Here is a 19,591-nt window from a genome sequence, read left to right as displayed (position 1 = left end):
ATCTCGATCGGTTCGGCGTCAGAGACGACCCGCCGCCTTCAGTTCGAGGTAGCGGTCGGCGATCCTCGGGGGAAGCTCCTCCGGGTCGGCGGCGATCGCCTCCCCGCCGGCCCTGCGGATCGCGTCCGCGACATTCTCCGCGTCGCGGAGGGAGCGTTCGGCGGCCGCTGCCAGGTACACCTCTTCCCGGGAGTCGCGACGGCGCGCGAGTGCGGAGATCCCGTCGTCGGTCACGGATCCGACGAGCACGGTCGTCGCCCGAGACGCGTTCGGGAAGGCTCCGAGGAATCCACGGGCCGATTCGGCGGCATCCTGCGCCGTCAGTGCCACGATCAGCGAGGGACGCGTGGTGAGCGTGCGCACCGCGGCGAAGGCTCCATGCCAGTCCGTATCGACCAGTCGTGCGTGCACGGGAGCCATGGCATCGGTCAGCGCCGGGAGGAGAGCGGCGCCATCGACGCCCGTGACACGACCGCGCACCACCCTGTCGTACATGAGCAGGTGCACGTGGTCGCCGGCACGCGAAGCGAGCGCGGCCAGCAGCAGGGCCGCCTCGAGTGAGGCGTCCACGCGCGTGCCGTCGCCGACACGCGCCGCGGCGGTGCGCCCGGTGTCGATGATGATGACGACGTGGCGGTCGCGTTCCGGTCGCCACGTGCGCAGCATCGTCGTTCCCGCCCTGGCGGTCGCCCGCCAGTCGATCGAGCGCACATCGTCGCCGCGGACATACTCGCGCAGCGAATCGAACTCGGTGCCCTGACCGCGCACCTGGATGCTGGTGTTGCCATCCAGTTCGCGCAGACGCGCGAGGCGGGATGGAAGGTGCTTGCGCGAGGAGAAAGCGGGGAGCACGCGGATCGAGCCGCGAACCGAATGACGTGCCTGCCGACCCGCGATACCGAGAGAGCCGCGGGATCGGATCATCACGAACTCGCTGACCAGCTCACCGCGGCGGCGGGGAAGCAGCGGAATCGTGACACGGCCGCGCTCGCCCGGGGGCAGGAGCAGACGCTGTCGCTCCGTCGGCGCGCCCGCCGTCGGCTGCCAGGCGTCACGGATCACCGCGTTCAGCACCTTCGTGCCGTGGTTGTGCACGGCCACGCTGACGGGGACGGGCTCCCCGATGCGCACGCGTCGGGGGAGTCTGCGGCTCACCGTGACCGCGCGAGGACTCGCGGCGAGGGCGACGTCGGCGGCGACGAGCAGCAGGCACAGACCGATCCATGTACCGAGAACCGCGTACGCCGGGTAGCCCGCGAGCCCGGCGATGACGAGCGGGATGAGGCCCACGGCGAGGGCGACGGCGAGGCGGCCGGTGACGAACACCTAGATCGGCACCCTGGTCTGCTGCACGACGGAGGTGAGCACCGCATCGGCGGACACGCCCTCCATCTGGGCATCGGGTCGCAGCTGGAGACGGTGACGCCACACCGGCACCAGCATCGTCTGCACGTGGTCGGGGGTGACCGCGGAAGAGGCGTTCAGCCAGGCCCACGCCTTCGCCGCGGCGAGCAGACCGGTCGAGGCGCGCGGGCTGGCTCCCAGCTCGACGGACGGCGACTGGCGGGTCGCACGAGCGAGGTCGACGACGTATCCGAGCACGTCGTCTGTGACCTCGACTGCTGCGGCCGCCTGCTGCGCCGCCCTGATCTCCTCGGCGGTGACGACGGCCTCGACGCCGGTGAGCTCGCGAGGGGAGAAGCCCTCGGCATGTCGGCGCAGCACAGACACCTCCGCGTCGCGCTCCGGCATGCCGACGACGAGCTTCATCAGGAAGCGGTCCAGCTGCGCCTCCGGCAGCGAGTAGGTGCCTTCGTGCTCGATGGGGTTCTGCGTGGCGGCGACGAGGAACGGGTCGGGCAGGGGGCGGCTGACGCCGTCCGCCGACACCTGGCGCTCCTCCATGGCCTCCAGGAGTGCCGCCTGGGTCTTCGGCGGCGTGCGATTGATCTCGTCGGCGAGCAGGATGTTCGTGAACACCGGACCCGCGCGGAAATCGAACTCGCCGGTGCGTGCGTCGTACACGAGCGACCCGGTGACGTCGCCGGGCATCAGGTCGGGAGTGAACTGGACGCGCTTGGTGTCGAGCCCGAGCGCCCTGGCGAACGAGCGGACGACCAGGGTCTTCGCGACACCGGGCACTCCCTCCAGGAGCACATGGCCCCTGGCGAGGAGGGAAACGAGCAGTCCGGTGACGGTGCCGGCCTGGCCCACCACCGCCTTGTCGACCTCGGTGCGCACCCGGTGCATGGCCTGACGCAGCGCGGCGTCGTCGATGGGATGGTTCTCAACGGTCACGTGTTTCCCTCTGATTCTCGGGGATGGGTGGTCGGATCTGATCGGTGGGCGTGGGTGCTGTCGTCCACGGCTGTCTCGAGCTGGTCGAGGCGTCTGGCGAGGTCGACCAGGCCGGCGTCGTCGTCGGGGAGTGGCCCGGCCAGCAGGATCTGCAGCGTGCCGCGCGGGATGCGCAGTCGGTCCGAGGCCGCGTCAGCGACCTCGTCGGCGCCGGCGTGGACGGCGAGTCCGAGTCGTCGGGCGAGCCGGCGCTGCGTCCCCTCGCGGAGAGCCTGCGCGGCGTGCGCCGCATCCGCAGCTCTCGCCGTGAGGCGTGCACGTCCGTGCATGGTCTCGGATGCGCGCACGGTGACCGGAAGGGTCTCGGCGACGAGGGGGCCGAACCGCTGTCCGCGCCAGACGGCGGCGGCTATCCCCGCGGCGATCAGCAGCAGGATCGCAGGAGTGACCCAGGTCGGTGTGAGGCTGCCGAGCGTGTCGATCGGCTCGGCTTCGATGTCGGAGTCCGCGAAGCTCGGAACGTACCAGACGATGCGGTCGGTCTGGCCCAGCAGGGCGAGGCCGAGGGCGGCGTTGCCGTTCTCGGCGAGAGTCGCGTTGCTGAAGAGCCTCGTGCCTTCCACGACGACGCGTTGCGGACTGGTGCGGCGGTCCACGAGCACGGCGGCACCGTCGGCGTCTCCGAAGCAGGCCTGCACGCCGTCCGCGGGAGTGAACAGGCGGTCGGCGCGGATCGTCCCCACCTCGGCGAACTCGGCGACGTCGCAGTCCGGAGTCGCTTCAGACAGCGTCCCCGTGGCGTTGTCGCCGATGCCGAGCTCGTTCAGCAGGTGTGTGCTGGTGGAGAGGAAAACGACGCGCTCCGCGGGGTCCGTGAGCGTCTGCAGGGCCTCGTCGGTGAGCGTGTACGGGTTGGACATCACGAGCGTCGTGCTCTCGTCGATCGCCGCGCGCGCCTGAGATCGAGAGCGGTGCACCTCGATGTCGACCCCCTGGTCGCGCAGGATCTCGGCGAGCGCGAGCGCACCGGCATCATCCCGTGCCTCCGGATCGAGCGCGCCCCGTGCTCCGGGTGCGGTCGCGGCGACACGAAGGCCGACCATCGCGACGAGCACCACGAGGACGGCGATGATCGTCCAGCCGATGATCGTCTTCGCCCGACTCGGGCGGTGCTCCGCGGTGGAAGGAGCATCCGGGGACGATGAGGCAGTGGGGGAGACAGCGGGCTCGTGATCGATCACACTCATGCCGGCACTCCTTCGGGGCGGCGCGCGCGGATCCGGTCATCGGTGTCGACGAGGTCGCGATACGTCTCCGGCGTCGCGGAGTGCCCGAGGTAGCGGACGTCGTCGAACGAGACGGCCGCCCGACGCATCGCGTCGGCCTCGTCGGCGAACACCGCGCTCGCCTCGCGGGCGATCGACTGGGCCGTTGCGCCGGGGGCCGGATCGATCAGGTCGCGCTCGCGCAGGCTTCGCGCGATGGCCCGGTAGCGGAGGATGGTCGCTGCGTCCCAGTCGCGTTCGCGCGCGGCCCGGTCGGCGTCCGACCGCAACTGTGCGGCGCTGCGATCGTCGGCTGCTCCGAGGAGATCGCCGGTGGGGCGCCTGACCGCGCGGGAGCTGCGCGGTCTACCCCAGATGATGAGGGCGGCGATCAGTGCGGCCGCGATGATGACGGTGACGATGATGAGAGCGGACGGCCCCACGTTCGCCCCGTTGCCCGAGCTGAAGAGGTCGGCCAGGAAACGGCCGATGTCACGCGCGAGGAGATCGAACCACGTGGGCTTCGCATCGGCGTAGCGGGGATTCGAGAGCTCTTCCTCCGCCCAGCGTCGCGCGTCGTCCCCGTCGGGGACGAAGAGGTCGTCGAACCGTCGGATCATGCGGCGCCGTCGGCCCCTGGCGCTGTCCAACCGCCGTCAGTGGGAGCGTCGCCGGCGGCAGGGTTGCTGGGCGTCGGAGACGCGCTGGTCCGGGCTGGAGGCGCAGGAGGCGGCGGCGCAGGGAAGGCGACGGAGGGCGCCGAGACCGCTGCTCCGGTCTGCACAGGAGGCTGCACAGGAGGCTGCACAGGAGGCTGTACAGGAGGCTGTGCAGGCGAACCCGGCGCGTACGGGTACGGCGTGCCAGCGTACGGCTGTGCCGAAGAGTACTGCGGTGCGAACGACGGCGAAGCCCCCGGCTGCGTGACGGGTTGCTGTGCGCCGTATTGCGCGTACGCATACCCCTGAGACATCATGACGTGCTCCGGCACCTGGCGGGGCGGCGGCGCCGAGGTGACAGCGCGCGTCGGGTCGACGCGGAAGGGATCGTCCTGCTGTTCATCGGTCCAGCCGAGGTCGCGGCGCTCGACGTACGCGATCAGGGTCTGGTCCAGCCCTTCGTATCGCATCCGGCAGTCGAGGTAGACGAGTGCGGAACCGGTGCTCTGCACCACGAGCGTGATCGCCTGGATGACCAGGAGCAGGATCTGCGGGGCGATGAGCGTCACGATGAAGGCGACGACAGCGCTGGGGTCCTCGGCGCCCGTGGGTGCGACCACGGACCCGAGAAGGGAACCGAGCAGCGTGACGGGCACGCTGACGACCTGCGCCGCGATACCCATGATGGCGCTGATGAGGAAGGTCACCCCGAACGCGACCCAGAAGCGCCCGCGGGTGAGTCGCCAGGACCGTACGAACGCGTCGCGGAAACGCGCACGCTCGAGGACCAGGATCGAGGGAACCAGCAGCAGCTTCGTGGTGAGCCACACCGCGAGCGGGATGCAGGCGAGGACGATGACGATCACCACGAGGACGACGACGCCGACCATCTCGACGCTGCCGCCCATGCCTCCGGCGATGAAGGCCGCGATGATGACGGCGGCGATGATGAAGATGCCGAACACAGCGGCGACCGACAGCGAGGCGAAGCCGGCGAGTCGCCAGAACGCCGGGGCCATCCGGCGCCACAGCATCCGCAGCGACGCCTTGACACCGATCGCGGCGTACCCGATCTCCGCGGCGACGACGCCCTGCATCATCGCCGTGAAGGCGATCGAGGCCAGTCCCACGGCGAGTCCGGCGATCAGGTTCACCGCGATGGTGCCGGCCATCACCGCTTCGAAATCCGGAGAGGAAGGCGAGACCGTCTCCAGGCGGCTGAAGGTCGTGAAGAGGACGACGCCCATGACCACGGCAGTGACGACGACCACGACGAGCTGGATCACGACCGCGAAACCGAAGAGCACCTTGGGGTTGTGCCGCAGCGCCGCGAAGGCCTTGCCCAGCAGCATCCCGAACGACAGTGGATGAAGGGGAATGATGCCCTTCTTCGGGGCAGGCGTCCACGTCTGGCCGGTCACAGGCACTCCCTCTCCATCGCGCGCTCCCATCGTGTCATATCCGATGCGTGGCGCGCAGACCTGGGGTCGGCGGGACTCGGTGCCATAAGGTAACTCTTATGACCTCACGTATTCTCGTGGTCGACGACGACACCGCGCTCGCCGAGATGATCGGGATCGTGCTCCGCACCGAAGGCTTCGAGCCGGTGTTCTGCGCGGACGGTGCGCGCGCCGTCGACGAGTGGCGCACGCAGCGGCCCGACCTGGTGCTGCTCGATCTCATGCTCCCCGGTATGGACGGGATCGAGATCTGCACCCGCATCCGTGCCGAGTCCGGGGTGCCGATCATCATGCTCACCGCACGCAGCGACACCGCCGATGTGGTCCGCGGACTCGAGGTCGGCGCAGACGACTACATGGTCAAGCCCTTCAACCCGAAGGAACTGGTGGCGCGCATCCGCACGCGGCTCCGGCCCACGCCGCAGGCCACGAGCGAGCAGCTCCGGGTCGGGGATCTCACCGTCGACGTCGACGCGCACGAGGTCCGTCGCGGCACCGCCCCGATCGCTCTCACGCCGCTGGAGTTCCAGCTTCTCGTCGCGCTCGCCTCGAAGCCTCAGCAGGTGTTCTCCCGGGAGATGCTGCTCGAGCAGGTCTGGGGCTATCACTACAAGGCCGACACCCGGCTCGTGAACGTACACGTGCAGCGTCTGCGCGCGAAGGTCGAGCTCGACCCCGACAACCCGAAGATCGTCATGACGGTGCGCGGCGTGGGCTACCGCGCCGGGAGCGTCGGCTAGGCGCACGATGGCCGCGACGACAGCGACCACCACGACGGTCGCTGTCCTGCGCGACTGGCGAGGCTGGCCGACGATGCTCGCCATCCTCTGGCGACGCTCCCTCCGCTTCCGCACGCTCTCGATAACCCTGCTCGCCACCTCCCTGGCGATCTTCATCACGTGTGTGACCATGGCCTTGGTCATCCAGAACGATCTGTTCATCTCACGCAAGGACGTCGCTCTCGAAGACTCCCGCCGCGCGGTCGATCAGGCGCAGGGGATCCTGGATGTGGCCGAGGTGGGCGATGACTCCGCTGCACTCACAGAACTGTGGAACAGCGTCCAGTCGAATCTCACGCGCACATCGAGCACGGATCAGCTCGCCGGGTTCAAGATCGACAACGCGAAGGGCGTCCGCCTGAACGGCTTCGAGGCGGGGTTGAGTCGGAGCCTGCTGAGCCCCGAGCTCCAGGCCCGCGTCGTGGAGTTCGACGACCGCCAGGCCTGGCAGTCCGTGGCGCTGCCCGTCGCGGACGGGGGAGAGGTTCCCGGCATCATCGTGGGCCAGCAGCTCCAGGTGCCCGAGGCGGGAGCGTTCGCGATCTACTTCGCCTACGACCTGGGGGACGCCGATCAGACCCTCGTCTTCGTGCAGCGCACGCTCTGGATCGCCGGGATCGGTCTGGTGGCGATCGTCGCCGCGATCTCGTGGATCGTCCTTCGCGCGGTCTCCACCCCGATCGTGCAGGCCGCAGAGACCAGCGCGCGGCTCGCGGCGGGCGACCTCGGGGTGCGCCTCGAGGTGCATGGAGAGGACGAGTTGGCCACGCTCGGGCGGTCGTTCAACGCGATGGCGGACAGCATCGAGTCGCAGATCAAGGAACTCGGCGAGCTGTCGATGGTGCAGCAGCGCTTCGTGTCGGATGTCTCGCACGAGTTGCGGACACCGCTGACCACGATCCGCCTCGCCGCGGACATGCTCAACGACCAGCGCGAGGAGTTCGACCCGACCACCGCGCGGACGGCGGAGCTGCTGCACGCCCAGGTGCAGCGGTTCGAGACGCTGCTGTCTGACCTGCTGGAGATCAGCCGCTACGACGCGGGATCGGTGCAGCTCGAACTCGAGGCGACCAGCCTCACCCACCTGGCCGAGGACATCATCGAGCAGATGCGCCCGCTCGCGGAGGGCCATGGCACCGAGCTGCGGCTCGTGGCGCCTGGCGGCTACTCACCCGTCGACATGGATCCGCGGCGCGTGCGCCGGGTGCTGCGCAATCTGATCGGCAACGCGATCGAGCACGGCGAGGGGCGCCCCGTCGTCGTCACTGTCGACAGCAACCAGCACGCCGTGGCGGCGGGGGTGCGGGATTTCGGCCTCGGGATGCAGCCGGCCGACGCGGAGCGGGTCTTCGACCGCTTCTGGCGCGCCGACCCCTCGCGTCAGCGCACGATCGGCGGCACGGGACTCGGACTCTCCATCGCCCTGGGGGATGCGAGCCTGCACGGCGGCACGCTCGAGGTCTGGTCGGAGCTCGGCGTGGGAACGAACTTCGTGCTCACGATCCCCAGGCACGACGGGATCCTGCACGGTCCGAGCCCGATCGCCATCGAGCCGCAGGAGCCGTTCGCGGAGATCGGCGACGCGACGCAGCCGATCTCACTGACGGACGCGCCCGCCGGTCTGTTCGACGAGGAGGACCGGTCATGACCCGGCGACGAGGGACACGGAGGATGCTGGCCATCGCGCTGGCACTCACCGCGCTTGTGCTTCCCGCGTGCGCGGGACTTCCCACCAGTGGCGATGTCGCCGTCGGCCTGAAGCTCGGGGAATCCCCGCAGGACGTCGACATCCTGCCGGTCGCGTCCGGCCCGATCACGGGTGCCGGGCCCGAGGAGATCGTCGAGGGCTTCCTCGAGGCCGGGATCACGACGACCGAGAACTGGGACACCGCACGCGACTTCCTCTCGCCCTCGCTGCAGCGGAGCTGGAGCCCCTCGGCCGGGGTGTCGATAGACGTCGGCACGGATACCAGGACCATCACCTCCTCGGTCCCCGACGACGAGGTGGAGGGTGCGGACACCGCTGAGGTCCAGGTCACGCTCGACCTGGTCGCGAGCGTCGACGACTCCGGCGGCTACTCCGAGGCCCTCGGGTCGTCCAACGTGGCGTTCACGCTGCAGCGGATGGAGAGCGGCGAATGGCGCATCACGCAGGCGCCGGACGGTGTCGTGATCGACGAGACGCGCTTCACCAAGGTCTTCGAGGGGTATCCGCTGCAGTACTTCGACCTCGGCTGGTCGAGATTGGTGCCTGACATGCGCTGGTTCCCGCGTCGGCAGAGCCCCGCGACGACCGTCACTCGGGCCCTCATCGGCGGCGAGCCCAGCGGATGGCTGGACCCGGCAGTGCAGAACGCCTTCCCCGCCGACGTGCAGCTGGCACAGGACGCGGTGCCCATCGTCGGACAGGTCGCCGATGTCGCGCTCACGCGCCCCGCTTCGGGCCTCGATGCGACCACTCTCTCCCGTATGCGCACCCAGCTGCAGGCGACCCTCCGCGGCGCCGGCGTCGCAGTCACCCAGGTGCGGTTCACCGTCGACGGGCGCGACCTCGATGCGGGAGTGGCGGATGTGGTGGAGTCGTCGGCCGAGGTCGGCACACTCGTGCTGCAGAACGGCACCTTCGGGCGGATCGTCGGCGACGAGATCTCGCCCCTCCCCGGTATCAGCTCGGAGATCGCCGCCATCACGCAACCCATCGTCTCGATCGACGTGGCCGCCGATGACTCCCGCGCCGCCACGCAGCTCGGTGACCAGCACGTCTATCTGATCGGCGAGGGAAGCCTCGACGAGCTCGATTCCCGTCCAGGGCTCATCAGGCCTTCGCTCGACCCCTACGGGTACACCTGGTCCGTCCCCGCGGGAGCGCCCACGGCCGTGCAGGCGTCGGGGAGCGATGCTGTGGCGCGTCAGGTCGCGACGGCGTGGCCGAGCGCCTCGGCGATCTCTCACCTGAGGGTCGCACCGGACGGCGCCAGGGTGGCTGCCGTCGTGACGGTCGGCAAACAGATGTGGGTCGTGGTCGCAGCCGTGGTTCGGGACTCGGCGGGCATCCCGATCGAGCTCGGCGAGGTCAAGCAGTTGACCCAGTTGTTCGAGCCGGCAACCGGGCTGTCCTGGCTGGGGGCAGACCGCGTGGGAGTCCTCGTCGATCCGAACAGCCCGCGTCTTCTCACTCAGATGGTGGGAGGGCCCGGTTCGGCGGAGGCAGCCCCGAGCAATGCGATCTCGATCGCCGGCGCGCGCACCGCTTCCGGCGTGCGGATCCTCGGAGCGAACGGCGAGCTCTTCGCCCACGCGGGCTCGGCATGGCGCGAGGTCGCGTCCGGCGTCTCCGTGCTCGCCACTCGCGTCGGCGAGTGACATTCCCTGCACCGACGGCGGTGGTCACGCGATCGTGCGCAGAACAGAGCGCGGTGGTGGAACCGGGCGGATCGACGGCCGCATACTCCTCGCATGTGGACGAAGCCCCAGATGCTCGGCGTCGGCGCGGAGATCGCCGCGTTCCTCCTCGCAGCGACGTGTGCCGGCTGTGATGAGCCGGGAACGCTCCTGTGCCCGCGATGCCGAGAGGCGCTCGCGCCGACCCCGCAGATCACGGTGACCCCTCGAGGGATGCAGGTCACAGCCGCCCTTCGGTTCGAGGGCGTCGCGGCACGGTGCATCCGTCGCCTCAAGGGTGAGGGCGAGACGCTCCTCGCCCGTCCGCTCGGCGCGGCCCTGGCGACGGTGCTCGCGCCCTCGGTGGGCTCGGCGACGTGGGTCGTGCCGGTGCCGACGACCGGAAGCGCGTTCCGTCGGCGTGGCTATCGCGTCCCCGACCTCCTGATCCGTCGAGCGCAGTCCGAGCCGCAGCGGCTGCTCTCCCTCGCGAGCCGTACGGTCGACCAACGTGGTCTCGGAGTGCGGGCACGGGAGGCGAACGTTCGGGGAGCTCTGCGTGCGCGTCGGACGGGGGAGGGCGCCGAAGCGGTGATCGTCGACGACGTCGTCACCACCGGGGCGACGCTGGATGAAGCATCGCGAGCCCTGAGATCAGCCGGATTCCGTGTGGTGGCGGCGGTCGCGCTCGCCGCCACGCCGCGTCGCAGCGGATTCGGATGAATCTCATCGGGGATGCACCGGCGACACAGGGGAACCGGACCGTGACATCCGCCGATCAGCGGACTACGGTGGGGGGACACAAGGCGACCACGGTCCGCCCTTGGCCGGGAGGACCGGGACAAGGAGGCAGCAATGGAAACAAGCATCGTTGGCGTCGGAGTGGGTATCACCGATCGCTTCCGAACCGTTGTCGAAGAGAAGATCGCCAAGATCCAGATGCTCGCGTCTCGCGCGCAGAGACTGGATGTGAAAGTCACCCATCGCGTGTATCGCAACGGTCGTGTCCCCGACGAGACCGTCGAGCTGACACTGATCGGGAAGGGACCGGTCGTTCGCGCAGAGGCGACGGACGGAGACAAGTTCGTCGCCCTCGATCTCGCTGTCGACAAGATGTCCGAGCAGCTGCGTCGCGCCAAGGAGAAGCGAGTCGACGGACGACAGCACCCCCGCGGCGCTCACTTCGAGAAGGGAAGCGGAGCGCTCGAGGGCATCGACGTCCAGCCGGCGTCGGCCGACATCCTCCACGCGGTGGCGACCGGCAGCATGCCGGTGCAGCAGAGCGAAGAGGAAGAATACTCGCCCGTCGTCATCCGCACGAAGAGCTTCGATGCGGAGTGGATGACCGTTGAGGAAGCCGTCGACAGGATGGAACTGGTCGGACACGACTTCTTCCTCTTCGTGGATGTGCGCACCGACCACCCGAGCGTCGTCTATCGCCGCAAGGGCTGGGACTACGGTGTGATCGCGTTGAGCACCCAGGCTCCGCCGTCCGAGGCTCTCGCCTCCTGATCCGCAGTGCACGACGGCCCGATCCCGGATGGGATCGGGCCGTCGTGATGTCCGGATGCCGCGACGGGGCGGAATCAGTCGAAGATGCCGTCGAGCAGACTGCCGATCACGAGACCGCCCAGGATGCCGGATGCGAGGTCTCCGCCGCCACCGCCACGCCGACCGCCGCCACCGCCCCAACCGCCGCCACCGCCCCAGCCCTGATCCTGCGGGCGGGAGGAGTCGATGTCGCGCTGGGCGAGCTGGAGTGCCTCGGATGCGAGGTGAGCGACACGGCGGGCCTGGACGAGCGCCGCCTCGCGGGTGTCCTCGGCGGGCAGCAGATCCGACAGATCCACACGAAGCCTCTCCGCCTCGGCGAGGCGGGTGCGGGCGTCCGCGCCGATCCATCCGCGGTGCCCGGAGATGAGGCCACGAGCCACGCCCAGTTGCCGGTCGGCGTCATCGATCGCGTGCTGCACCTGAGCGATGCTCGGCAGCGGGTTGTCCGCGCGGTGACGTGCCTTGGCGATCGCCTCGTCGAGAGCCGAGTTGGCATCACGCAGCTGGGAGAGCTCGGCGAACGGGTCGTTCGGCTGTCCGGAGGGCGTGAGAGCTGCCAGGGCGCTCTGCAGCTCGGCGACGGCCTGGGCGACGGCGGGTACGTTCGGCGCGGTGCGAGCGGCGATGAGATCCCCCCGCGAGTCGGCCACGACCTCGGCGAGGGTGGACTCGGCGCGCAGCGCCTCGATCTCGAAGTCCTCCACGGCATCGAGCAGTGCGGACGCGCGTCGTGTGGCTTCCGTCGCCGTCTCCAGGGCGACGTTCGCCTCCTCGTTCTGCTTCGCCGCGCGACGACGCTCCGAGACATCGGCGCTGTGCGTCGCGAAGCTGATGAGCTGCTCGGCCTCCGCTGCGCTGGCCGTGATCTGGTGCATGGCGGAATCGGAGTATCGAGCCGAGAGTCGAGCGACGGTCTCGTTGGTCTGCGGAATGCGGGCGCTGAGGGCGGCCGCCTCGGCCCGCACCTGCGCGATGATCTCGGGCGCGCGGCGAACCTTGGCGACCGACTCGGCGAGGACCGACGTCTTCTCGTCGAGCAGGTCCTGGGCCCAGTCGCAGAGCTGGAGGATGCGGGCGTTGCGCGTGCGGAGCTCCTCGACGGTGTCGGGGATCTCGTCGTGGTTCAACTGGTGGAGCTGGAACGCCTCGCGCAGGTGGGTGCGCACCGCGGCGAGAGCCTTGCGCAGGTCACCGGTGAGCGACTCGCCGAGTTCCGCCTCGGCGAAGGAGAGCTCGTCCGAGGTCGTGCGGATCCGCTCGTCGGCGCTGACCAGGGCCTGTTCGGCACGGCGAGCCAGATCGGCGTCCTGTGCGGCGAGTTCTTCCTGTTCGCGTTTGCGTTTGCCCCAAAATCCAGCCATGAACCGATCCTAGTTTCCCCGGGAGCTGTGGTGGCTGAGCATCCGCTCGGGGCGAACGGCGATCTCACGCCCGTCGCGGCGTGCGGAGGGCGTCGGCGACGCCGGTCACAGGGCGGGCACGGGCGCAGCGATGGGGGCGCCGACCTTCGCCGGCCTCCCGCGCTTGGGGCGTTCGGCGGTGAGCTCGAGCGACAACGCGTGGCGGGGATGCCCGCTGAGGCGCTGCGCCGCGTGATCGAGCCAGCGGACTTCGGCCTCCGCGGCGAAGATCATGGAGTCGGCGACCAGCGACCACGCGAGTCCTTCGGGGTCGTCCCCGTCGCCTCTCGCCTGTCGCGCCTGCTGGAGCGCTTCCAGCTGGCGCATCGATGCCGATCGCTGCGCGTCGATCGTGGCTGTGGCATCGACGCCGGGGAGGGTCGCTGCGACGGCCAGCTTGATCGCCAGTTCGTCGCGCGTGCCCTGGGAGCGCACGACGGGGGAGGAGAGCCAGTTCTCGACGTCCGTGTGACCCGCATCCGTGATCTGCCAGTACACGTGACCGTGGTCGTCGGCATCGCCACGCGAGACCAGCCCGTCGCGTTCCAGACGCTCGAGGGTGTTGTAGATCTGTCCGACGTTCAGCGGCCAGATCGAGCCGGTGCGGCGATCGAACTCGTGTCGGAGCTGGTAGCCGTAGCAGGGCCCCTGCGCGAGGATGGCGAGCAGGCTCTGGCGTACTGACATCGATCATCTCCGTTACCGTGCGTGGGAATGCGATACCGAGTATATGGTTATCGGCCGCACCCCTGAACCGACGCGCGGGACCACCATGCAGGCGACGTGCAGGTCACGGCCCGGTAACATGGCGAAGTATGCCTGGCGTCGGGTTCACCGATGGCCGGCGATTTACCCACTGACAGGGAGATGACATCCGTGGCCAATCCTCTTGAGAAGCTGCTGCGTGCGGGCGAGGGGCGGGTCATCCGCCGCCTGAATCAGGTCGTCAAGGCAGTGGGAGCGCTGGAAGAGGACATCTCCAAGCTCACCGATGACGAGCTGCGTAACGAGACCGTCGAGCTGCGCGCCCGCTTCGAGAAGGGTGAGACCCTCGATCAGCTGATGCCGGAGGCGTTCGCCGCGGTGCGAGAGGCCGCCAAGCGCACCCTCGGCATGCGCGCCTACGACGTGCAGATCATGGGTGGTGCCGCCCTTCACCTCGGCAACATCGCCGAGATGAAGACCGGTGAGGGAAAGACCCTCGTCGCGACGCTGCCCGCGTATCTGAACGCGATCGCCGGCAAGGGCGTGCATGTCATCACGGTCAACGACTTCCTCGCCAGCTACCAGGCAGAGCTCATGGGGCGTGTGTTCCGTGCTCTCGGCATGACCACGGGCATCATCGTCTCCGGTCAGACGCCTGCGGTGCGTCGCGAGCAGTACGCCGCCGACATCACCTACGGCACGAACAACGAGTTCGGCTTCGACTACCTGCGCGACAACATGGCGTGGCGCAAGGAGGACCTCGTCCAGCGCGAGCACTTCTTCGCGATCGTCGACGAGGTCGACTCCATCCTCATCGACGAGGCCCGCACCCCGCTCATCATCTCCGGCCCGTCGTCGGGCGAGGCCAACCGCTGGTTCGCCGAGTTCGCCAAGATCGCCCGCACCCTCGAGGTCGGCGTGGACTACGAGGTCGACGAGAAGAAGCGCACCGTCGGCGTGCTCGAGCCAGGAATAGAGAAGGTCGAGGACTACCTCGGCATCGACAACCTCTACGAGTCGGCGAACACCCCCCTGATCTCGTTCCTCAACAACTCGATCAAGGCGCTCGCGCTGTTCAAGAAGGACACCGACTACGTCGTGATGAACGACGAGGTCATGATCGTCGACGAGCACACGGGCCGCATCCTGGTCGGCCGTCGCTACAACGAGGGCATCCACCAGGCGATCGAGGCGAAGGAGGGCGTGCCGGTCAAGGCAGAGAACCAGACCCTCGCCACCGTCACCCTGCAGAACTACTTCCGTCTCTACGACAAGCTCGCCGGCATGACCGGTACGGCCGAGACCGAGGCCGCCGAGTTCATGTCGACGTACAAGCTCGGCGTCATCCCGATCCCGACCAACCGGCCGATGATCCGCAAGGACCAGTCCGACCTCGTCTACAAGAACGAGACCGCGAAGTTCGCTCAGGTCGTCGAGGACATCGCCGAGCGGCACGCGGAGGGCCAGCCGGTGCTGGTCGGAACGGTGAGCGTCGAGAAGAGCGAGTATCTCTCGCGCCTGCTAGCGAAGAAGGGCATCAAGCACGAGGTCCTCAACGCGAAGAACCACGCGCGCGAGGCCGAGATCGTCGCGCGCGCCGGCCGCCTGGGCGCAGTCACCGTCGCCACGAACATGGCCGGACGAGGAACCGACATCATGCTCGGCGGAAACGCCGAGTTCCTCGCAGTCCAGGAGCTCAAGGGCAAGGGGCTCGACCCCGTGGAGACGCCCGAGGAGTACGAGATCGCGTGGGACGAGACCTACGAGGCGATGAAGAGCGTCGTCGCGGAGGAGGCCGAGAAGGTCATCGCGGCCGGCGGTCTCTATGTGCTCGGTACCGAGCGCCACGAGTCGCGCCGCATCGACAACCAGCTTCGCGGTCGTTCCGGCCGTCAGGGTGACCCCGGTGAGAGCCGCTTCTACCTGAGCCTCACCGACGATCTGATGCGTCTGTTCCAGTCGGGGGCAGCCGAGGCCATCCTCGCCCGCACCAACTTCCCGGACGATGTGCCGATCGAGTCAGGGCTCGTCTCCCGAGCGATCCGCAGCGCCCAATCGCAGGTCGAGTCCCGCAACGCCGAGATGCGCAAGAACGTCCTGAAGTACGACGACGTCCTGAACCGCCAGCGTGAGGCCATCTACGCGGATCGTCGGCACATCCTCCAGGGCGATGACATCGCCGATCGCGTGCAGCACTTCATCGAGGACGCCATCAGCGGCGTCGTGCGAGACCACACCGGCGAGGGCCACAACGAGAGCTGGGACTTCGATGCCCTCTGGACCGAGCTCAAGACGCTCTATCCGGTGGGCGTGACGATCGACGAGGTCGTGGCAGAGGCCGCCGACCGCAAGGGCGGCATCGATGCGGACGGGCTCACCCGCGAGCTGCTCTCCGACGCGAAGATCGCGTACCAGACGCGTGAGGAGTCGCTCGGTGAGGCCGCCACGCGCGAGCTCGAGCGTCGTGTCGTGCTGCAGGTGCTCGATCGTCGCTGGCGCGACCACCTCTACGAGATGGACTACCTCAAGGACGGCATCGGCCTGCGTGCGATGGCTCAGCGCGACCCCCTCATCGAGTACCAGCGTGAGGGCTACGCGATGTTCCAGTCGATGATGGGCCAGATCAAAGAGGAGTCCGTCGGGTACCTCTACAACCTCGAGGTCGAGGTGCGTCGCGCCGGCGACTCGGAGACGGCCGAGGTCGAGGCCAAGGGGCTCGCCTCCGATGGCGGAGAGCAGCGCCTCGAGTACTCCGCGGCGAATGATGCGGGTGAGGTCGAGGTCCGCAACGATCGCGGTCAGGTCCAGCAGGCGGCCACGGATCGCGTCCGTCAGGCGGCGGCTCGTGCTCAGGCTCCTCAGGCCGAGGCTGAGGAGGCACCGCGTGGCGCCTTCGGGCAGCGCACCGAGGCCGAGGCTCCCGCCGCCGGCAACCGCGAGCAGCGGCGCGCGCAGGGCAAGAAGAAGAAGTAGTCTCCGCACAGAGGAGGGCCAGTCCGCGTGGATTGGCCCTCCTCTCGTCGCTGTAGGCTTGGTCGATGACCCCAACGCGCAACTTCGACCAGTCGTCGAAGCTCAAGAACGTCCTGTACGAGATTCGCGGAAACGCCCTCGTCGAGGCGGCGCGCTTGGAGGCGGAGGGGCATCAGATCCTCAAGCTGAACACCGGCAACCCGGCGATCTTCGGTTTCGACGCCCCACACCAGATCGTGCGCGACATGCTCGCCGCGCTGCCCACGGCCCACGGATACAGCGACAGCAAGGGCATCGTTTCGGCTCGACGTGCCGTGGTGAGCCGGTACGAGGAGATCGAGGGCTTCCCGCGGTTCGACCCCGACGACGTGTACCTCGGGAACGGTGTCTCCGAACTCATCACGATGACGATGCAGGCGCTGCTCGACGAGGGCGACGAGGTCCTCATCCCGGCGCCGGACTATCCTCTCTGGACGGCGATGACCAGCCTCGCCGGCGGCACTCCCGTCCACTACCTCTGCGATGAGGATGACCAGTGGCAGCCCGACCTCGAGGACATCCGATCGAAGATCACGCCGCGCACCAAGGCACTGGTCATCATCAACCCGAACAACCCCACGGGAGTGGTGTACTCCCGCCAGATCCTCGAGGGCTTGGTGCAGATCGCTCGAGAGCACCAGCTGCTGCTGCTCTCGGACGAGATCTACGACCGCATCCTGTTCGACGGTGCCGTGCACATCCCGACGGCGACTCTCGCCCCTGATCTGCTCTGCCTGACCTTCAACGGCCTGTCCAAGACGTATCGCGTGGCCGGATTCCGATCGGGATGGATGGTCATCACGGGGCCGCAGGACCACGCCAAGGGGTTCATCGAGGGGATCACGCTGCTCGCGTCGACCCGACTCTGCCCGAACGTCCCGGCCCAGCACGCCCTGCAGGCGGCGCTCTCCGGTGTGCAGTCGATCGAGGCGCTCATCGCTCCGACCGGGCGCCTGCACGAGCAGCGGGACATCGCCTGGGAAGGTCTCGAATCGATCCCCGGCGTCTCGTGCGTGAAGCCCCAGGGGGCGTTGTACGCGTTCCCACGACTCGACCCGAACGTGCATGAGATCAGGGACGACGCGCGGCTCGTCTACGACCTGCTGGTCTCGGAGCACATCCTCCTGGTCCAGGGCACCGGCTTCAACTGGGCCACCCCTGACCACCTTCGCCTGGTCACGCTCCCCGAGCCCCGAGTGCTGAGCGAAGCCGTCGAACGACTGGGGAACTTCCTCTCGAGCTATCGGCAGTAGCGGACGCCGCGTCCGCCGGGAAGAGCGTCGACGCCAGTCGTCTCACGGCTGCGATGAACGGCGAACGGGGCGCGACATCGGTCATGGGCCGGGCGTGCAGCAGAGCGGCATCCGCTGCGCGCTGGTCGAACGGCAGGAAGACGACATCGGTGATGCCCGCGAACCTCTCGAGCGTGCGTCGCACCTGACCACGCGCATCGATGCCGAGCGGGCCCGGTCGCACCTGATTGACCACGACGATGACGGGCGTGGGGGCGGTGAGACGTCGTAGTTCGGCGTGCTCACGCACGAATCTGCTGATGCCGAGGGGGTCGGCCGATGCGACCGCGATGATCAGGTCCGCCCCGTTCAACGACGCTGTGGTCGCCGCATGGCGACGGGGCCCGGCAAGGTCGTACGTGACCTCCTCGTCGGCGTCGAAGGCAGCGGCCACATCGACGACCGTCTCCTCGGACCACTCGCGGCAGGCGTCGAGCGTGGCCCGCAGGCGGGTCGATGACAGCTCGGGCCAACGGCTGGGACGATTGATACCGGGGAGCACCTCGATATCGCCCCCGCCGGTGGCCAGCGGCGTGGCGAGTCTGGTCAGCTCGGCGGAGTCGAGTGCACCGCGTTCCGCCCGCCGGCATGCGGCGGCGACACCGGGTGCGTCGTCGCTGAGACCGAGAAGTAGCGCGAGCGCGGGAGCGACCGTGTCGGTGTCGACCAGCGCGGTCCTGCGCCCGCGGCGGGAGAGTTCTACGGCCAGTTGGATGGCGAGGGTCGAGCGCCCCGGAGCGCCGTGCGGCCCCCAGACCGCGATGACGCGATGCGGAAGGACGGACTGCGCGCGTGGCACGGCGTCTGTCTCGGATACCAGCGCTGCGGCGACCTCCCATCCTGCTGCCTCCGGGCGCAGGGCCGCCGACAGCCCGAGACGCCCCAGCAGGCGACTGTCTGCGCCGCCGAGCGCCAGGATGCGGACCCCGGCACGGTCGCATGCGGAGATCAGCTCAGCGTTCAGCACCGCTCTGGTGGCGGGGACGATGATCGCCTCCGCGCCCGGAGGCACCTCGATGACGGCGGTGGGGGAGAGGATCGCGACGACCTCGATGCCTTCCAGCGCCAGCTCCGCCGCCAGCTCGCCCGCCCGTGGTTGAGGGATCGCGACCACGACGCGGGTCACGACCCCACCCCGGCCGGCACCACGGAAAGGGCGGCCCCACCCGTGATGGCGGCGAGCACGTCGGCCACATCAGCCCGATCGATCACGATCTCGAGCTGGGTTCCGGTGTCGGCGAGTACGCCTTCGGCGTCGAGCACGTCGTGCACGATCACGTCGGCGACCAGGATGCGGGGGACATCGAAGGAGCGTCCTTCGTCGAGGGGCGGCGCCTGCCAGACCTCCACGACCGTGCCCGCCTCCACCCCTTCCGGAATGCCGGTGCTGCTCTGGATGACGATCGTGGTGGAGCGACTGCGGTCGGCGTCCGTCACGGCCGAGGACGGAACGAGTTCTCCGCTCTCGAGAGTGCGGGATGCGATGCTGCCGGTGGGGATGTCGCCCGGGCCGAGGTAGTCGTCGGCCAGCGAGCCCAGGCCGACGTCGACGACCTGGAAGTCGTCGGAGGTCAGCACCTCGCCCTGCGTGATGGTCCGGGTGGCCTGGAGCGTCGGAACGGCATCGTCGAACGCCGACACGATGAGCCAGACACCGGCGATCGAGAGAGCCACCAGCGCGATACCCACGAGGAAGCGGACGTCGCCCCAGAACGCGCGCCGAGGAACAGAGAAGGAAGCCATGGCGATATCGTCACAGAAACGGCTCCGGGGCTCCGTGAGTTAT

At 68.8% G+C, this 19,591-nt stretch carries 16 protein-coding genes; 7 read left to right on the top strand and 9 right to left on the bottom strand.

What is annotated here, in order from left to right; genetic code table 11:
* Positions 1-18 precede the first annotated feature (18 nt).
* From D514_RS35225 to D514_RS35205, 5 genes are read right to left on the bottom strand one after another with little or no spacing between them, the layout of a single operon-like run.
* The gene (locus tag D514_RS35225; RefSeq protein ID WP_017831108.1) at positions 19-1,326 is read right to left on the bottom strand and encodes a DUF58 domain-containing protein; all 1,308 of its coding nucleotides are present in this window, start codon (positions 1,324-1,326) and stop codon (positions 19-21) included.
* Positions 1,327-2,250 (bottom strand): MoxR family ATPase, encoded by a 924-nt coding sequence (locus D514_RS35220; RefSeq protein ID WP_236610993.1) that lies wholly within the window; start codon positions 2,248-2,250, stop codon positions 1,327-1,329.
* A 44-nt stretch (positions 2,251-2,294) separates the two neighbouring features.
* A complete protein-coding gene (locus D514_RS35215) occupies positions 2,295-3,545 on the bottom strand; it encodes a DUF4350 domain-containing protein (RefSeq protein ID WP_017831106.1) in 1,251 nt (416 codons plus the stop codon).
* Positions 3,542-4,183 (bottom strand): DUF4129 domain-containing protein, encoded by a 642-nt coding sequence (locus tag D514_RS35210; RefSeq protein WP_017831105.1) that lies wholly within the window; start codon positions 4,181-4,183, stop codon positions 3,542-3,544. The genes D514_RS35215 and D514_RS35210 overlap by 4 nt, the downstream gene beginning before the upstream one ends.
* On the bottom strand, positions 4,180-5,643 hold the full coding sequence (locus D514_RS35205; RefSeq protein WP_017831104.1) for a glycerophosphoryl diester phosphodiesterase membrane domain-containing protein: 1,464 nt from the start codon (positions 5,641-5,643) through the stop codon (positions 4,180-4,182). Before D514_RS35205 ends, D514_RS35210 begins: the two co-directional genes overlap by 4 nt.
* 98 nt (positions 5,644-5,741) lie before the next feature.
* Between D514_RS35205 and mtrA the strand changes: the two genes are divergently transcribed.
* The 5 genes from mtrA (at position 5,742) to raiA (ending at position 11,354) form a co-directional block, all read left to right on the top strand.
* Complete coding sequence (gene mtrA, locus D514_RS35200; RefSeq protein WP_017831103.1) at positions 5,742-6,422, top strand: MtrAB system response regulator MtrA; 681 nt, start codon at positions 5,742-5,744, stop codon at positions 6,420-6,422.
* Between the two features lie 7 nt (positions 6,423-6,429).
* Positions 6,430-8,109: an MtrAB system histidine kinase MtrB gene (gene mtrB / locus D514_RS35195; protein WP_017831102.1), complete on the top strand. Its 1,680-nt coding sequence runs from the start codon at positions 6,430-6,432 to the stop codon at positions 8,107-8,109.
* Positions 8,106-9,824, top strand: coding sequence for an LpqB family beta-propeller domain-containing protein (locus D514_RS35190; protein WP_144053063.1), 1,719 nt, complete (start codon positions 8,106-8,108; stop codon positions 9,822-9,824). The genes mtrB and D514_RS35190 overlap by 4 nt, the downstream gene beginning before the upstream one ends.
* Positions 9,825-9,917: 93 nt before the next feature.
* A complete protein-coding gene (locus tag D514_RS35185; protein ID WP_017831100.1) occupies positions 9,918-10,565 on the top strand; it encodes a ComF family protein in 648 nt (215 codons plus the stop codon).
* A gap of 132 nt (positions 10,566-10,697) precedes the next feature.
* Positions 10,698-11,354, top strand: a complete 657-nt coding sequence (gene raiA, locus D514_RS35180) for a ribosome-associated translation inhibitor RaiA (RefSeq protein ID WP_031206305.1) — start codon at positions 10,698-10,700, stop codon at positions 11,352-11,354.
* A 74-nt stretch (positions 11,355-11,428) separates the two neighbouring features.
* Here the strand turns inward: raiA and D514_RS38780 are convergent, their stop codons facing one another.
* On the bottom strand, positions 11,429-12,757 hold the full coding sequence (locus D514_RS38780; RefSeq protein WP_017831098.1) for a hypothetical protein: 1,329 nt from the start codon (positions 12,755-12,757) through the stop codon (positions 11,429-11,431).
* Between the two features lie 105 nt (positions 12,758-12,862).
* Positions 12,863-13,483 carry a PadR family transcriptional regulator gene (locus tag D514_RS35170; protein WP_017831097.1) on the bottom strand — a complete coding sequence of 207 codons (621 nt, stop codon included), beginning with the start codon at positions 13,481-13,483 and terminating at the stop codon, positions 12,863-12,865.
* A 189-nt stretch (positions 13,484-13,672) separates the two neighbouring features.
* On the opposite strand from D514_RS35170, the gene secA reads away from it, so the two are divergent.
* Together secA and D514_RS35160 are read left to right on the top strand one after the other, a co-directional pair.
* Entirely contained in the window at positions 13,673-16,474 is a 2,802-nt protein-coding gene (secA, locus tag D514_RS35165; protein WP_031206303.1) for a preprotein translocase subunit SecA, read from the top strand.
* A gap of 65 nt (positions 16,475-16,539) precedes the next feature.
* Complete coding sequence (locus D514_RS35160) at positions 16,540-17,766, top strand: pyridoxal phosphate-dependent aminotransferase (protein WP_017831095.1); 1,227 nt, start codon at positions 16,540-16,542, stop codon at positions 17,764-17,766.
* On the opposite strand, the gene D514_RS35155 is transcribed toward D514_RS35160, so the two are convergent.
* Both D514_RS35155 and D514_RS35150 read right to left on the bottom strand, forming a co-directional pair.
* The gene (locus D514_RS35155; RefSeq protein WP_017831094.1) at positions 17,690-18,931 is read right to left on the bottom strand and encodes a P-loop NTPase; all 1,242 of its coding nucleotides are present in this window, start codon (positions 18,929-18,931) and stop codon (positions 17,690-17,692) included. The two genes, D514_RS35160 and D514_RS35155, sit on opposite strands and share 77 nt — an antisense overlap.
* Entirely contained in the window at positions 18,928-19,548 is a 621-nt protein-coding gene (locus D514_RS35150; protein WP_017831093.1) for an SAF domain-containing protein, read from the bottom strand. The genes D514_RS35155 and D514_RS35150 overlap by 4 nt, the downstream gene beginning before the upstream one ends.
* Between the last annotated feature and the right edge of the window lie 43 nt (positions 19,549-19,591).

This window comes from Microbacterium sp. UCD-TDU (assembly GCF_000340625.1).
GTDB classification, from domain to species: Bacteria; Actinomycetota; Actinomycetes; order Actinomycetales; family Microbacteriaceae; genus Microbacterium; species Microbacterium maritypicum.
This window is presented reverse-complemented; position numbering and strand designations above follow the sequence as displayed.

What these genes read in the sequence shown, in the direction of transcription:
- D514_RS35190 (WP_144053063.1), top strand. Translation starts at nt 8,106, where the DNA reads ATGACCCGGCGACGAGGGACACGGAGGATGCTGGCCATCGCGCTGGCA.
- D514_RS35160 (WP_017831095.1), top strand. Translation starts at nt 16,540, where the DNA reads ATGACCCCAACGCGCAACTTCGACCAGTCGTCGAAGCTCAAGAACGTC.
- D514_RS35150 (WP_017831093.1), bottom strand. Translation starts at nt 19,548, where the DNA reads ATGGCTTCCTTCTCTGTTCCTCGGCGCGCGTTCTGGGGCGACGTCCGC.
- mtrA (WP_017831103.1), top strand. Translation starts at nt 5,742, where the DNA reads ATGACCTCACGTATTCTCGTGGTCGACGACGACACCGCGCTCGCCGAG.
- D514_RS35185 (WP_017831100.1), top strand. Translation starts at nt 9,918, where the DNA reads ATGTGGACGAAGCCCCAGATGCTCGGCGTCGGCGCGGAGATCGCCGCG.
- mtrB (WP_017831102.1), top strand. Translation starts at nt 6,430, where the DNA reads ATGGCCGCGACGACAGCGACCACCACGACGGTCGCTGTCCTGCGCGAC.
- D514_RS35210 (WP_017831105.1), bottom strand. Translation starts at nt 4,183, where the DNA reads ATGATCCGACGGTTCGACGACCTCTTCGTCCCCGACGGGGACGACGCG.
- D514_RS35215 (WP_017831106.1), bottom strand. Translation starts at nt 3,545, where the DNA reads ATGAGTGTGATCGATCACGAGCCCGCTGTCTCCCCCACTGCCTCATCG.
- D514_RS35220 (WP_236610993.1), bottom strand. Translation starts at nt 2,250, where the DNA reads ATGCACCGGGTGCGCACCGAGGTCGACAAGGCGGTGGTGGGCCAGGCC.
- raiA (WP_031206305.1), top strand. Translation starts at nt 10,698, where the DNA reads ATGGAAACAAGCATCGTTGGCGTCGGAGTGGGTATCACCGATCGCTTC.
- D514_RS38780 (WP_017831098.1), bottom strand. Translation starts at nt 12,757, where the DNA reads ATGGCTGGATTTTGGGGCAAACGCAAACGCGAACAGGAAGAACTCGCC.
- D514_RS35170 (WP_017831097.1), bottom strand. Translation starts at nt 13,483, where the DNA reads ATGTCAGTACGCCAGAGCCTGCTCGCCATCCTCGCGCAGGGGCCCTGC.